Source organism: Qipengyuania flava (genome assembly GCF_019448255.1).
GTDB classification, from domain to species: domain Bacteria; phylum Pseudomonadota; class Alphaproteobacteria; order Sphingomonadales; family Sphingomonadaceae; genus Qipengyuania; species Qipengyuania flava_A.
The window spans coordinates 2,374,435-2,387,782 of sequence record NZ_CP080410.1 but is presented as its reverse complement, the minus strand read 5'-3'; the positions used below and the strand labels follow the sequence as shown (position 1 = coordinate 2,387,782).

Here is a 13,348-nt window from a genome sequence, read left to right as displayed (position 1 = left end):
CAAAGCTTGGTTGCTTTTCGCGGGACTCGCGCCTATCTAGCTGCCCATCCCGACATTGTCGCGACACTGAAGGGGCTGGCGCCGCGAGGGGCCGGCCACAAAGGCTTTGAGCCACACGGTTGTCGCATTGGGCACGTATTTGGAGACTGAATGGCCGATCTGGCACGCTTGACCGAAGTGATCGAACCCGAGGCAGAGGCGCTCGGCTTTGAACTCGTGCGCGTGAAGATGATGCCCTCGGAAGCCGGCGACGGCGGCGAGGCGCTGCAGATCATGGCCGAAGATCCCGCCACCGGCCAGTTGGTCATCGAACAGTGCGCCGCGCTTTCGCGCCGTGTGTCCGACCGGATCGACGCGCTGGAAGAAGCCGGCGAAGTGCTGATCGAAGGCGCCTATCACCTCGAAGTCAGCTCGCCCGGCATCGACCGTCCGCTGACCCGCGCGAAGGATTTCGCAAACTGGGCCGGGCACGAGGCCAAGGTCTCGATGGCCAAGGGCTACGACGGCCAGCGCAATTACAAGGGCGAATTGAAGGGCCTCGATGGCGACATGGTCGTGATCGAAGACGCAAAGGCGGGCGAGGTGAAGCTCGACCGCAACCAGATCCATTCGGCGAAGCTCGTCTTGACCGACGAACTGATTGCCGCCACCCAGCCGCTCGACACGAGCGGTGCCGACGAAATCGTCGAAACTGAAGAGAAGGCAGACGACTGATGGCCAGTGCCATTTCCGCCAACAAGGCTGAACTCCTCGCGATCGCAAACTCGGTCGCTTCGGAAAAGATGATCGACAAGTCGATCGTCATCGAAGCGATGGAAGAAGCGATCCAGAAATCGGCGCGCAACCGCTACGGCGCGGAAAACGACATCCGTGCAAAGCTCGACCCGCAGACCGGCGACCTGCGCCTGTGGCGCGTGGTCGAAGTGGTCGAGGAAGTCGAAGACTACTTCAAGCAGGTCGACCTGAAGGCCGCGCAGAAGCTCGAGGCAGACGCCAAGATCGGCGACTTCATCGTCGACCCGCTGCCCCCGGTCGACCTCGGCCGTATCGACGCGCAGTCGGCCAAGCAGGTGATCTTCCAGAAGGTCCGCGATGCCGAGCGTGAGCGCCAGTACGACGAGTTCAAGGACCGCGCAGGCGAAGTCATCACCGGCGTGATCAAGTCGGTCGAATTCGGCCATGTGATCGTCAACCTCGGCCGTGCCGAAGGCGTCATCCGCCGCGACCAGCAGATCCCGCGCGAAGCCGCCCGTGTCGGCGAGCGTGTCCGCGCGCTCATCACCAAGGTGGAGCGCAACAACCGCGGCCCGCAGATTTTCCTGTCTCGCGCGCACCCCGACTTCATGAAGAAGCTGTTCGCGCAGGAAGTGCCCGAAATCTACGATGGCATCATCGAGATCAAGGCCGCCGCCCGCGATCCCGGAAGCCGCGCCAAGATCGGCGTGATCAGCCACGATTCCAGCATCGACCCCGTCGGCGCCTGCGTCGGCATGAAGGGTAGCCGCGTCCAGGCCGTCGTGCAGGAACTGCAGGGTGAGAAGATCGACATCATCCCCTGGTCGGAAGACGGCGCGACCTTCATCGTGAACGCGCTGCAGCCGGCCACGGTCAGCCGCGTGGTCCTCGACGAGGAAGATGGCCGCATCGAAGTGGTCGTGCCTGACGACCAGCTTTCGCTCGCGATCGGCCGCCGCGGCCAGAACGTGCGTCTCGCCAGCCAGCTGACCGGCAACCAGATCGACATCATGACCGAGGAAGAAGCCTCGGAGAAGCGCCAGAAGGAATTCGCTGAGCGCTCCAAGATGTTCGAAGAGGAACTGGACGTCGACGAAACGCTCTCGCAGCTGCTCGTCGCCGAAGGCTTCGCCGAACTCGAAGAAGTCGCCTATGTCGAGCTTGAAGAGCTCGCCAGCATCGAAGGCTTCGACGAAGAACTGGCCGAGGAACTCCAGAGCCGCGCCCAGGAAGCGATCGATCGCCAGGAAGCCGCGCACCGCGAAACGCGCCGCGAGCTGGGCGTCGAAGACGCGCTCGCCGAACTGCCCCACATGACGGAAGCCATGCTGGTGACGCTCGGCAAGGCGGGTCTCAAGACCCTCGACGACGTGGCCGACCTCGCCACCGACGAGCTGATCCAGAAGAAGCGCGAAGCCCCGCGTCGCCGCAACAACGCCGATGGCCCGCCGATGCGCCGCGATCGTCCGATGCGCGAGCAGGACAAGGGCGGCGTGCTGGGCGAATACGGCTTGAGCGAAGAGCAAGGCAACGAGATCATCATGGCTGCCCGCGCGCACTGGTTCGAAGACGAAGAGGAAGCTCCGGCAGCTGCCGAAGCAACCGACACGCAGGAGGCCGCCGATGCGGACTCCACCCAATGAGCGCCTGAGCCCCGACATCGCTGAAGCCCCGAAGGCCCGGAACGCTTCCGAGCCCGAACGGCGCTGCATCCTTTCCGGAGAGGTGGCCCCGCGCGACACGCTCGTGCGGCTGGTCGCTTCGCCGGAAGGCCTCGTGCTGCCCGATGCGCAGGAAAAGGCCCCCGGGCGCGGTGCCTGGATCGGCGTCACCAAGCATGAGCTTGCCGAGGCTCAGGCCGGCGGCAAGCTCAAGGGTGCGCTCGCGCGGGCCTTCAAGACCGGCGACCTCGAACTGCCGGAGAACCTGCCCGACCTGATCGAGAATGCGCTCAGGCGCGTAGTGCTCGACCGGCTCGGCCTCGAAATGCGCGTCGGACGCCTTATATTGGGCACCGCGCGCATTGCCGAACAGGCGCGCGGCGGCGTTGTGGCGCTGTTGCTCCACGCGAGCGATGCAAGCGAGGATGGACGCAAGAAGCTGGACCAGGCCTGGCGCGTTGGGCGCGAGGCGGAAGGCTCTGGCGAGCGCGGCCTCGAACTGCCTCTGGACCGGAACGCTTTGTCTGTGGCATTGGGCCGCGACAATGTCGTCCACTTGGCGCTGGCCGATGACGCAGCGGCCGCACGGGTCATGAAGCCCCTGACGCGCCTCATGCATTATCTGGGGCACGATCTGCCCGCCGCTGATGGGCGCGCCTGACCGCGCGCCGACCGACGAACTGAACGAGACGAAGAAGAGAAACGAGCAAGAATGAGCGACGACGAAAAGAAACCGGCCCGTAAACCGCTGACCCTGAAGGGCGCGCAGCCGGGCGAGGTCAAGCAGACCTTCAGCCACGGCCGCACCAACAAGGTGGCGGTCGAGGTCAAGCGCCGCCGCAAGCTCGTGAAGCCGGGCGAGGCCGCGCCGCCGCCTCCGCCCGCGCCCGAACCCACGCCCGAGCCGACTCCGGCTCCGGTTGCGGAAAAGCCCGCGCCCAAGAAGGCTGCACCGCCGAGCGAAACCCCGCAGGAACGCGTTGCGCGCCTCCAGCGCGAGGCCGAGGAAGAGCGCCTGCGCCTGGCGGAAGAGAACCGCAAGCGCGAGGAGCAGCAGGCCAAGCAGGCTGCCGAAGACGAGAAGAAGCGCGCGGCGGAAAACAAGAAGGCCGAAGCCGAAGCCGCCAAGAAGGCCAAGGAAGACGCCAAGAAGGCTGCCGAAGCGCCCGCCGAAGAGGCGCCTGCTGAAGCGCCCGCCGAAGACGGTTCGAGCGCCACGCCGACGCCCGCGCCTCGCCGGTTTACGCCGGTTGCGCGCCCCGAGCCCAAGAAGCCGGAGCGCAAGAAGAAGGAAGAGAAGCCCGCGCGCGGTGCCGAAAAGCCGGACAAGCGCCGTGGAGGCAAGCTCTCGGTCAAGAAGGCGCTGAACGAGGACGAAGGCCGCCGCGCCCGCAGCCTCGCCGCGCTCAAGCGTGCGCGCGAGAAGGAACGCCGCCTGCAGGGTGGCGGCTCCAGCAAGCCGCGCGAAAAGCAGGTCCGCGACGTGGTCGTGCCGGAAGCCATCACGGTTGGCGAGCTCGCCAAGCGCATGGGCGAGAAGGGCGCCGACCTCGTGAAGGAGCTGTTCAATCTCGACATGATGGTCACCGTCAACCAGACGATCGACCAGGACACCGCGGAACTGCTCGTCGAACAGTTCGGCCACCGTATCGAGAAGGTCTCGGAAGCCGATGTCGACATCCAGGCCGAAGAGGATGTCGATCCGGAAGAGACGCTCAAGCCGCGTCCGCCGGTCGTCACCATCATGGGCCATGTCGACCACGGCAAGACCAGCCTGCTCGACGCGCTGCGCAACGCCAACGTCGTCAAGGGCGAAGCCGGCGGCATCACGCAGCATATCGGCAGCTACCAGGTTACGACCAAGGGCGGTGATGCGATCACCTTCCTCGACACGCCGGGCCACGCCGCCTTTACCGAGATGCGCCAGCGCGGTGCCAATGTCACGGATATCGTGGTGCTGGTCGTCGCTGCCGACGACGGCATCATGCCGCAGACGATCGAGGCCATCAATCACACCAAGGCCGCGGGCGTTCCGATGATCGTGGCGATCAACAAGATGGACAAGCCGGAAGCCAATCCGGACAACATCCGCACCCGCCTGCTCGAGCACGAGGTCATCGTCGAGAAGATGTCGGGCGATGTGCAGGACGTCGAAATCTCGGCCAAGGAAAAGACCGGCCTCGACAAGCTGCTCGACGCCATCAACCTCCAGGCCGAACTGCTCGAACTGAAGGCCAATCCCGACCGCATGGCGGAAGCCACCGTGATCGAAGCGCAGCTCGACAAGGGCCGCGGCCCGGTCGCCACCGTGCTCATCACGCGCGGCACGCTGGAGCGGGGCAACACCTTCGTCGTCGGCACCGAGAGCGGCCGCGTCCGTGCGATCGTCAACGACCAGGGCAAGCAGATCAAGAAGGCTGGCCCCTCGATGCCGGTCGAGGTCCTCGGCCTCGGCGGCGTGCCGAGCGCTGGTGACGTGCTGACCGTTGTCGAAAACGAGCAGCGCGCCCGTGAAGTTGCCGCCTACCGCCAGGAAAAGGCGACCGAGAAGCGCACTGCGCTCGCCCCGACCAGCTTCGATACGATGTTCAACAACCTCGCATCGAACGTGATCGAATTCCCCGTGCTGGTGAAAGCCGATGTGCAGGGTTCGGTCGAGGCGATCACCACTGCGCTGCACAACCTCTCGAACGACGAGATCAAGGTCCGCGTGCTGCACGCCGGCGTTGGCGCGATCACCGAGAGCGACGTGAGCTTGGCTTCGGCCTCCAACGCGCCGATCATCGGCTTCAACGTCCGCCCGAACGCCAAGGCGCGCGAGCTGGTGAAGCGCGACGGCGTGGAGATGAAGTATTACGACGTCATCTACCACCTGACCGAGGAAATCGCGAAGGAGATGGCTGGCGAGCTGGGTCCGGAGCGGATCGAGAACGTCGTCGGCCGTGCCGCGGTCAAGGAAGTGTTCCGCTCGGGCAAGAAGGACAAGGCCGCCGGCCTGCTGGTCGAGGAAGGCGTCATCCGCAAGGGGCTGCACGCACGCCTCACGCGCGAAGACGTCATCGTCTCGGCCACGACAATCGCCTCGCTGCGCCGCTTCAAGGACGATGTGGACGAAGTCCGCGCTGGTCTCGAATGTGGTGTGGTCCTTGCCGACACGAACGACATCCAGCCGGGCGACCAGCTCGAGGTGTTCGAGGTCGAGGAGCGTGAACGCACGCTGTGAGGGAACGCGACGAGCCGCATCACCGCATGACAAGCGCGGAGTTCGCCGCCTGGTGGCGCGATCTCCCGCTTGCCCCTAGCGAGAAGGTGATCGGCACACGCCTGCTCGAATGCGATCGCGACGCAAGGCGTGTCGAGCTTGCTTTCGATGCGCCTAAACAGTTTGCCAATGCCCGAGGTACGATTCAGGGCGGGTTCGTTGCAGCTTTGCTCGATACGTGTCTGGGTATTCCGGTGCTGCTGGCGAGCGACACGCGATTTGGGCCGGTTACGCTCAACCTGTCGGTCAATTATCTCGGCGCCATCAAACCCGGCGCCTTGCGGGGCAGCGGGCGAGTAACGAAAATTGGCCGTTCGGTGGCATTCGTCGAGGCGGAGTTGACCGATATGGAAGGCAATGTCCTGGCGACAGCTACGCAGACAGCCAAACTGTTCCGCAGGCCGGGGACACCAGATGTCTAAGATCTACGAAAGCAGGCGCTCGCCGTCCGCCCACCTTATGGGCAGCGAATTCGTGTCCTTTGACGAGGAAGCGGGCGAGCTGACATGTCGCTACACCCCGCCGCCGAGCTTCGCCTCACCGCGCGGTGCGGTGCAGGGCGGGCTGATCGCGGGCTTCCTGGATGAGGTCATGGGCGGCGCGCTGCTGGCCGTGACCGAGGCGCGCTTCGGCGAGGCCGAGAAGCGCCTGCCGCTCAATCTCGACATGAACCTCACTTTTCTGCGGATGGTCCCGATGGAGACCATCACGGCCAAGGGGCGCGTGGTGAAGGTGGGCAAGCGGGTGGCCTTCCTGGAGGGCGAACTGCTCGACAAGGATGGAAACGTGCTAGCCCGCGCAACCTCCAGCGCCATCCCGACGCCTGTTCCCGGAGTGAACGATTGACCGATACCAAGCACGCGCTCGGCGCGGCGCATGCCGACCTCATGGGCGTCGAGTTCGATCATTTCGACAAGGAGCGTGAGGAAATCACCCTGCGCTTCCATGCACCCGACAGCTTTATCACCCCGCGCGGCAGCGTGCAGGGCGGTCTGGTCGCGGGCTTCCTCGACGAAGTGATGGGCTGGGCGCATGTCTGGGCGACCGACCAGGCGGAAGCGCCGTTGAACCTTGAAATCTCGATGAGCCTCTTGAAGCCCGTGCTCGCCGGACCGCTGATCGGCAAGGGCCGGGTGGTCCGCCGCGGGCGCAAGGTGATCTTTCTCGAGGGCGAACTCCTCGACACGGACGGCAAGCTGCTCGCCCGTTCGACCAGCACCGCCATCCCCACGCCGCGCCCGGTCGCGAAGTAACGCGATGGCGCGGCTCGTAGCCTTCCTGGGCAGCATCAATGTCGGCGGCAACCGGATCAAGATGGTCGATCTTGTCGCCGCGCTGACGGGAGCAGGCTTCCGCGATGTGTCGACCGTGGCCGCCAGCGGCAATGTTATCCTCACCGACGAGCGCGATCCTGCCATGCTCGAAATCCAGCTCGAAAGCACCGTGCAGCAGGCCTTCGGTTTCAAGTCCTGCGCCATGGTTCGCACGCGCGATCAGATCCGCGCGGCGATCGATACCAACCCCTTCCACGGCACCGGGCCGGAGCACGGATCGGACAAGATGGTCCATTCGATCTTCCTCAGCCAGCAGCCCGACGCGGTCGCTGTCGAGGCCCTGATCGAGGAGCATGCGGCCAAGGGGAGCGAACGCCTCGCCCTGGGGGACCGGGTCCTGTTCCTCGACTATGTGCACGGTGTCGGTGTATCGGACCTGTCGAACAAGGTTCTCGAGCGGCGGCTGCGCTGCAGGGGGACCGCGCGCAACATGACATCCCTGAAGCGCATCCTAGCGAAAATGGAAGAAACCGCCTGATGGCCAAGCACCAGCAATCCACCCCCGAACAGCAGTCGGTCCGCGTCCTGAAAGTGGGCGAACGGGTGCGGCATATCCTGTCCGAACTGCTCGCGCGCGGCGAGGCGCATGACGACGTGCTGCGCGCCAGCAACATCGCCGTGACCGAGGTCCGCATGACGCCCGACCTGCGCAACGCAAAAGCCTATGTGAAGCCGCTCCTTGGCGAGGACGAGGCCATCGTGCTGAAGGCGCTGCGCACCAATACGGCCTTCTTTCAGAAGGAAGTCGCCCAGCGATTGGGCCTCAAATTCGCGCCCAAGCTGAAATTCGCCCCCGATGAAAGCTTCGACGAGGCGGACCGGATCGAGAAACTGCTCTCCGATCCCAAGGTGCTGCGCGACCTCGACGACGAGGAATGATCTGCTAGCCTTTCCCGCGCTTGAGGAGAGGCCGATGGATTACACCCGAGTAGCTTGCGACCGCCCGGCAGAGGGTGTCTGGCGCATCACGCTGACGCGCGCCGACAAGGCCAATGCGCAGGACAAGGCGCTGCTCTACCAGCTCGACCATGCGCTTGCCGCGGGCGCGCGCGACGACAGCGTGCGCTGCATAGTGCTGGCCGCCGATGGCGCGCATTTCTCATCCGGCCATGACCTTCGCGACAGCTCCGGCCTTGCAGAGCAGGACGCGGTGACGATGTGGGCGGGCTTCGATGCCGAAGGGCAGGAAGGGCAGATGTCGGCCGAGCACGAAATGTATCTCGGCCTGTGCCGCCGCTGGCGCGATTTGCCCAAGCCGGTAGTCGTGCAGGTGCAAGGCCTGTGCATGGCCGGGGGCCTCATGCTTGTCTGGCCCTTCGACATCGTCATCGCCAGCAGCGACGCGCGCTTCTCCGACCCGACCGTGGCTTTCGGCGTCAACGGGGTCGAATATTTCGCCCATGTCTTCGAGCTCGGACACCGCAAGGCGCGCGAGATGTTGTTCGTCGGGGGCGAGTTCACCGCGGAGGAATGCCGCCAGGTGGGGATGGTCAACCACGTGGTCGAGCCGGAGGAACTGGAGAGCTTCACGCTTGCCATGGCGGCCCGCATTGCGCGGCGGCCGCTGATTGGCCTCAAGCTCGCCAAGCTCGCCTGCAACCAGAGCCTCGATGCTCAAGGGTATTCCAGCGCGCTGACGGCGGCGATGGGCTGGCAGCAGGTCGGCCATGCCAACGCGCGGATCGTTCACGGCGTGCCCGTAGATCCCTCGGGTGCCGAAACGATCCGACGCGAGGCGCGCGAAGGGCGGTCCTAGCCGGCGGTCGCGGGAGCTGCCGGGGCGCTGGCGGTCGGAACCTCCATGAACACCTCGGCGCCCGGACCCAGCGGCAGGTCGAGCACGACCCAGGCGATGGTCATCGCAAGGCCCGAAAGCAGCAGGCCGATCGAATAGGGCAGCATGGTCGCGGCAAGGCTGCCCAGCCCGAAGTCCTTCTGCCAGCGCTGGCAGAAGATCAGGATCAGCGGGAAGTACACCATCAGCGGAGTGATGATGTTGGTCGCCCCGTCACCCACGCGGTAAGCGGCGGTGGCCATTTCTGGCGTGATGCCGAGCAGCATCAGCATCGGCACCAGAACGGGCGATAGCAGCGCCCACTTGGCCGAGGCCGATCCCACGAAGATGTTGAGCAGCGAGGACACGACGATGATCGCCGCCAGCAGCGCCCAGGCGGGCAGGCCGCTGTTGCCGAGGAAATCGGCGCCGTTCACCGCAAGGATCAGACCGAGGTTCGACCAGGCGAACATCGCCACGAAATGCGCGGCGGCAAAGGCGAGGACGAGGTAATAGGCGAGGTCCTCCATCGCGCCGGCCATCATTTTGACGAGCCCGCGATGGTCCTCGATCGTGCCCGCTGCCTTGCCATAGGCCCAGCCGGCCAAGAGGAAGAGCAGGAAGAAGCCCGCCACGAGGCTGCGGTAGAAGGGCGTGAGGCGCGCTTCGGGCGAAGCCTCCTCGTCGATCAGCGGCGTGCCCGGGCCGAGCGTGAAGAACAGCCACAGGCCGACCACGAAGAGCACGGCGAGCCCGGCTGCGCGCAGGCCCTTGCGCTCGCCTTCGCTGAGCTCACGGTCGCCATCGGCTACCTCGCCCTGCTGTTCGGGCGACACCGCGTTGCCCGCCATTTCCGGGTTCCACGGGCCAAGGCGCGGTTCGATGATCTTGTCGGTGACCCACCAGATGACCGGCAGGAAGACGAAGGTCATCGCCGCGATGAAGTACCAGTTGCCCGCAATGTTCGCGGTGAAGTCACCGAACACGGTCTCGACCGCGGCTTCAGTGATGCCGAAAAGCAGTGCGTCGAGCTGGCCGGGAAGGAGGTTCGCGGAAAAGCCGCCGGACACGCCGGCAAAGGCAGCCGCGATACCGGCCACCGGATGGCGACCCGCGGCGTGGAAGATGATGCCGGCAAGCGGGATCAGGACGACGTATGCCGCGTCGGCGGCAAGGTTGCCCATCATCCCGACGAAGGTGACGATCGGGGTCAAAAGGAAGGTCGGCGCGTTGCGCACGCCGGCGCGCATCGCCGTGCCGAACAGGCCCGCGCGCTCCGCCACGCCTGCGCCCAGCATCACCACCAGCACGTAACCGAGCGGATGGAAGTGGGTGAAGGTTGTTGGCATGTCGACCCACAGGCGCTGGATGTTCTCCGCGCTCAGCAGGCTGACAGCGGTGATAATCGTCGCCGCGCCGGTATCGGGATCGACTTCGGTCGGGTGGGCTGCGGACAGGCCGGCCAAGCTCGCCACGACCGAAATGACCACCAGGATGGCGATCAGCCAGAAGAACAGGAAGACCGGATCGGGCAGCTTGTTGCCGCTTCGCTCGATCCAGCCGAGGATGCCCTTCTGCTGCGCTGCCGCCGTGTCCGCCATCAATGATGTCCCTGTCTTTGATAAACCCGTGAATGCGGGCGCTACCATTGCCGCTACCGCCTGTCGCCCCGCTTAATGCCGCTTGTGGAGAAATGGCCGATATGCGGACTCGCGCCGCCTCCCGCCTCCCGCTAGCGATGCTCCATGGCCAAGCTGTATTTCTACTATGCGAGCATGAACGCGGGGAAGAGCAGCACGCTGCTGCAGGCCGCGTTCAACTATGGCGAGCGCGGGATGCGTGTTTCGCTGTGGACTGCTGCCCTGGACGACCGGCCGGGCGGCGGTGCGATTTCGAGCCGGATCGGACTGGCAAGCGACGCGCACCGCTACGAACCGGACACCGATATCGAAGCCCACGTGCGGGCCGAACACGCGCAGGATCCGCTGGCCTGTGTGCTCGTCGACGAGGCTCAGTTCCTTTCCAAGGAGCAGGTGTGGCAGCTGGCCCGGCTGGCGGACGATGAAGGAATCCCGGTGCTCTGCTACGGCCTGCGCACCGATTTCCAGGGGGAGCTGTTTCCCGGTTCGGCGGCGCTGCTCGGCATTGCCGATGCGCTGGTGGAGATGAAGGCGGTGTGCGACTGCGGACGCAAGGCCACGATGAACCTGCGGGTCGATGCCAGCGGCAAGGCCGTTGCCGAAGGCGCGCAGACGGAAATCGGCGGCAACGACCGCTATGTCGCCATGTGCCGAAAGCATTTCCGCGAAGCGCTGGCCGACTGACATGACCACGCTTGCTCCGGTCCCGCACGACAGCGACTGGAGAGCGCAGTTCCTCGCCGAGCAGCGCCTGATTGCAGCCGCTCTCAATATTGCGCCCGCCTGCATCCACCACGTGGGCAGCACTGCGATACCGCAAATCTACGCCAAGCCGATCATCGATATCCTGGTCGAGGTCGAGGATGTCGCCGCACTCGATGCGCGTTCTGCCATGCGGGCGCTCGGCTACCGCGCGCGGGGCGAGAACGGCATTCCCGGTCGCCGCTATTTCACCAAGCACCGCAGCGACGGGCTGCGCAGCCACCATGTCCATTGCTTCGAGCGCGGTTCACCGGGCGCGATCCGGCACCTGGCTTTTCGCGACTACCTGCGTGCCCATCCCGAAAGGGCGCAAACTTATTCCAAGATCAAGCAGGAAGCGCTCGAATTCGGCTTACTTGGGGATTCGTACATCGGGGCCAAGGCAAGCTTCGTCGAGGCCGCGGAGCGCGATGCGCTGGCGTGGTACGCCGCGCAACGCTAGGGCGCGCCCTTTACGCCGGGCAGCGGCCAACCCATTTAGGACCCCATGACCGAAACCCTTGTCCTCGCGGTGATCCTTGTCCCGTGCCTCATCATCGCGATCGTCTTCCATGAAGTCGCACACGGCTGGACCGCGCTCGCCCTGGGCGATCCCACGGCCAAGGAGCAGAAGCGCCTTTCGCTCAACCCCATCCGCCACGTCGATCCCATCGGCACATTGCTCGTGCCCGGCGCGCTGGCGCTGTTCGGCGGACCGATCTTCGGCTGGGCCAAGCCCGTGCCCGTGCGCGGCGACCGGCTGCGCCACCCGCGCTATGGCATGGTGGCTGTGGCGGCAGCGGGGCCGGGGACGAACCTGCTTCTGGCGCTCGTCGGCGCATTGCTTTTCGGGGTGGTCGCAGGAGTGATACTCGCCGGAGGAGGCGAATTGCCCTTCTGGCTGATGAATGCGAGCGGCTACTTCATCCTGATCAACGTCTTCCTTGCGCTATTCAACCTGCTGCCGATCCCGCCCTTCGACGGCTCGCACATCGTCGGCGGCTTGCTGCCGCGCAAGTGGGCGGTGAACTGGCAGAAGTTCCAGTCGCTCGGCATGCTGGTCTTCATCGTATTGATCGCGGCGACCTGGGCCTTTCCCAATAGCGGCCTGCTCGAGAACACGATCCTGCGACCGGTATTCTGGCTGGAAGAGCGCTATCTTGAGCTTGCGACCTGGATTGCGCGCGGGATCGAGGGATGAGCGAGCGCACCAAGCCTGCACCCCACGGCTGGCTGATCCTCGACAAGCCGCGCGGGCTCGGCTCGACGCAGGCAGTGAGCGCGGTCAAGCGCGTGTTGCGGCAGGGCGGCTACATGAAGACCAAGGTCGGCCATGGCGGCACGCTCGACCCGCTGGCCGAAGGCGTCCTGCCCATCGCGCTGGGTGAGGCGACCAAGCTTGCCGGGCGCATGCTCGACAGCGACAAGATTTACGCCTTCACGATCCAGTTCGGCGAGGAGACCGACACGCTCGACACCGAAGGCGAGGTGATCCAGCGCACTTACCGGCGGCCGCCCATGGCCGCAATCGCCGCCGTGCTCGAACATTTCACCGGCGATATCGAACAGGTGCCGCCGGCCTATTCGGCGGTGAAGATCGACGGCAAGCGCGCTTACGACCGCGCGAGGGCGGGCGAAGAGGTAGAAATGAAGACCCGGGCGGTGACCATCCACTCGCTCCGCTTTGAGGGTGAACGCGAGGACGAGGAGCCGCGCTCTGCCTTCGCCACAACTGCGGGGCGCCCGGACCCCTACGACCCGCAGGCGCCGCTCGAAATGGCGGACAGCGTGACGCTGGTCGCGCATGTGTCGAAGGGCACATATATCCGCTCCCTTGCACGGGACATCGCACGCGCCCTTGGAACGCTGGGCCACGTCACTTATCTCAGGCGCATCAAGGCGGGCCCGTTCCTTGAAGAACAGGCGATTTCGCTGGACAAGCTTGAGGAAATCGCTAAGGGCGCGCCCATCGAAAACCTTCTCCTGCCGCTAGAGGCCGGACTGGACGACATCCCGGTCCTCCCCCTCGATCCCGACAGCGCGCAGGCGGTCCGCCAGGGCCGGGTATTGTCGGACCTGCCCCACACCGACGGGCTCCACCTTGCCACACTGCACGATGTGCCGGTGGCGCTGATGGAACTCAGCGGAGGCTCGGCGAAAGTCGTGCGGGGTTTCAACTTACCGGATGTCGCGGAGTAAAT

15 protein-coding genes are annotated in these 13,348 nt (G+C 65.3%); 14 read left to right on the top strand and 1 reads right to left on the bottom strand.

What is annotated here, in order from left to right:
* The first annotated feature begins 150 nt into the window (after nt 1-150).
* The 10 genes from rimP to KUV82_RS11825 are packed head-to-tail and all read left to right on the top strand — an operon-like array spanning nt 151 to nt 8,748.
* Nucleotides 151-714 (top strand): ribosome maturation protein RimP, encoded by a 564-nt coding sequence (gene rimP / locus KUV82_RS11870; RefSeq protein WP_219954473.1) that lies wholly within the window; start codon nt 151-153, stop codon nt 712-714.
* Nucleotides 714-2,378 (top strand): transcription termination factor NusA, encoded by a 1,665-nt coding sequence (gene nusA, locus KUV82_RS11865; RefSeq protein ID WP_219954472.1) that lies wholly within the window; start codon nt 714-716, stop codon nt 2,376-2,378. Before rimP ends, nusA begins: the two co-directional genes overlap by 1 nt.
* Nucleotides 2,359-3,057, top strand: a complete 699-nt coding sequence (locus KUV82_RS11860) for a DUF448 domain-containing protein (RefSeq protein WP_219954471.1) — start codon at nt 2,359-2,361, stop codon at nt 3,055-3,057. The genes nusA and KUV82_RS11860 overlap by 20 nt, the downstream gene beginning before the upstream one ends.
* A 51-nt stretch (nt 3,058-3,108) precedes the next feature.
* Nucleotides 3,109-5,619, top strand: a complete 2,511-nt coding sequence (gene infB, locus KUV82_RS11855) for a translation initiation factor IF-2 (RefSeq protein ID WP_219954470.1) — start codon at nt 3,109-3,111, stop codon at nt 5,617-5,619.
* Nucleotides 5,616-6,080, top strand: a complete 465-nt coding sequence (locus KUV82_RS11850) for a PaaI family thioesterase (protein WP_219954469.1) — start codon at nt 5,616-5,618, stop codon at nt 6,078-6,080. The genes infB and KUV82_RS11850 overlap by 4 nt, the downstream gene beginning before the upstream one ends.
* On the top strand, nt 6,073-6,504 hold the full coding sequence (locus KUV82_RS11845; RefSeq protein ID WP_219954468.1) for a PaaI family thioesterase: 432 nt from the start codon (nt 6,073-6,075) through the stop codon (nt 6,502-6,504). Before KUV82_RS11850 ends, KUV82_RS11845 begins: the two co-directional genes overlap by 8 nt.
* Nucleotides 6,501-6,911, top strand: a complete 411-nt coding sequence (locus tag KUV82_RS11840) for a PaaI family thioesterase (protein WP_309148076.1) — start codon at nt 6,501-6,503, stop codon at nt 6,909-6,911. The genes KUV82_RS11845 and KUV82_RS11840 overlap by 4 nt, the downstream gene beginning before the upstream one ends.
* 4 nt (nt 6,912-6,915) lie before the next feature.
* Nucleotides 6,916-7,470: a DUF1697 domain-containing protein gene (locus KUV82_RS11835; protein ID WP_219954467.1), complete on the top strand. Its 555-nt coding sequence runs from the start codon at nt 6,916-6,918 to the stop codon at nt 7,468-7,470.
* A complete protein-coding gene (rbfA, locus tag KUV82_RS11830) occupies nt 7,470-7,871 on the top strand; it encodes a 30S ribosome-binding factor RbfA (protein WP_219954466.1) in 402 nt (133 codons plus the stop codon). The genes KUV82_RS11835 and rbfA overlap by 1 nt, the downstream gene beginning before the upstream one ends.
* 34 nt (nt 7,872-7,905) lie before the next feature.
* A complete protein-coding gene (locus KUV82_RS11825; RefSeq protein WP_219954465.1) occupies nt 7,906-8,748 on the top strand; it encodes an enoyl-CoA hydratase in 843 nt (280 codons plus the stop codon).
* Here KUV82_RS11825 and KUV82_RS11820 read toward each other — a convergent pair.
* Nucleotides 8,745-10,367 (bottom strand): AbgT family transporter, encoded by a 1,623-nt coding sequence (locus tag KUV82_RS11820; RefSeq protein WP_219954464.1) that lies wholly within the window; start codon nt 10,365-10,367, stop codon nt 8,745-8,747. The two genes, KUV82_RS11825 and KUV82_RS11820, sit on opposite strands and share 4 nt — an antisense overlap.
* Before the next feature lie 144 nt (nt 10,368-10,511).
* On the opposite strand from KUV82_RS11820, the gene KUV82_RS11815 reads away from it, so the two are divergent.
* The 4 genes from KUV82_RS11815 to truB are packed head-to-tail and all read left to right on the top strand — an operon-like array spanning nt 10,512 to nt 13,346.
* Nucleotides 10,512-11,090 (top strand): thymidine kinase, encoded by a 579-nt coding sequence (locus KUV82_RS11815; RefSeq protein ID WP_219954463.1) that lies wholly within the window; start codon nt 10,512-10,514, stop codon nt 11,088-11,090.
* Nucleotide 11,091: 1 nt separating this feature from the next.
* Nucleotides 11,092-11,610, top strand: a complete 519-nt coding sequence (locus KUV82_RS11810; protein WP_219954462.1) for a GrpB family protein — start codon at nt 11,092-11,094, stop codon at nt 11,608-11,610.
* 45 nt (nt 11,611-11,655) lie between these two features.
* Nucleotides 11,656-12,348, top strand: coding sequence for a site-2 protease family protein (locus KUV82_RS11805; protein WP_219954461.1), 693 nt, complete (start codon nt 11,656-11,658; stop codon nt 12,346-12,348).
* Entirely contained in the window at nt 12,345-13,346 is a 1,002-nt protein-coding gene (gene truB / locus KUV82_RS11800) for a tRNA pseudouridine(55) synthase TruB (RefSeq protein WP_219954460.1), read from the top strand. Before KUV82_RS11805 ends, truB begins: the two co-directional genes overlap by 4 nt.
* Nucleotides 13,347-13,348: the final 2 nt, after the last annotated feature.

Excerpts from the sequence above, each read along its gene's own strand:
- KUV82_RS11820 (WP_219954464.1), bottom strand. The coding sequence starts at position 10,367 with ATGGCGGACACGGCGGCAGCGCAGCAGAAGGGCATCCTCGGCTGGATC.
- KUV82_RS11815 (WP_219954463.1), top strand. The coding sequence starts at position 10,512 with ATGGCCAAGCTGTATTTCTACTATGCGAGCATGAACGCGGGGAAGAGC.
- KUV82_RS11805 (WP_219954461.1), top strand. The coding sequence starts at position 11,656 with ATGACCGAAACCCTTGTCCTCGCGGTGATCCTTGTCCCGTGCCTCATC.
- KUV82_RS11845 (WP_219954468.1), top strand. The coding sequence starts at position 6,073 with ATGTCTAAGATCTACGAAAGCAGGCGCTCGCCGTCCGCCCACCTTATG.
- rbfA (WP_219954466.1), top strand. The coding sequence starts at position 7,470 with ATGGCCAAGCACCAGCAATCCACCCCCGAACAGCAGTCGGTCCGCGTC.
- infB (WP_219954470.1), top strand. The coding sequence starts at position 3,109 with ATGAGCGACGACGAAAAGAAACCGGCCCGTAAACCGCTGACCCTGAAG.
- truB (WP_219954460.1), top strand. The coding sequence starts at position 12,345 with ATGAGCGAGCGCACCAAGCCTGCACCCCACGGCTGGCTGATCCTCGAC.
- KUV82_RS11860 (WP_219954471.1), top strand. The coding sequence starts at position 2,359 with ATGCGGACTCCACCCAATGAGCGCCTGAGCCCCGACATCGCTGAAGCC.
- rimP (WP_219954473.1), top strand. The coding sequence starts at position 151 with ATGGCCGATCTGGCACGCTTGACCGAAGTGATCGAACCCGAGGCAGAG.
- KUV82_RS11810 (WP_219954462.1), top strand. The coding sequence starts at position 11,092 with ATGACCACGCTTGCTCCGGTCCCGCACGACAGCGACTGGAGAGCGCAG.
- KUV82_RS11825 (WP_219954465.1), top strand. The coding sequence starts at position 7,906 with ATGGATTACACCCGAGTAGCTTGCGACCGCCCGGCAGAGGGTGTCTGG.
- nusA (WP_219954472.1), top strand. The coding sequence starts at position 714 with ATGGCCAGTGCCATTTCCGCCAACAAGGCTGAACTCCTCGCGATCGCA.
- KUV82_RS11835 (WP_219954467.1), top strand. The coding sequence starts at position 6,916 with ATGGCGCGGCTCGTAGCCTTCCTGGGCAGCATCAATGTCGGCGGCAAC.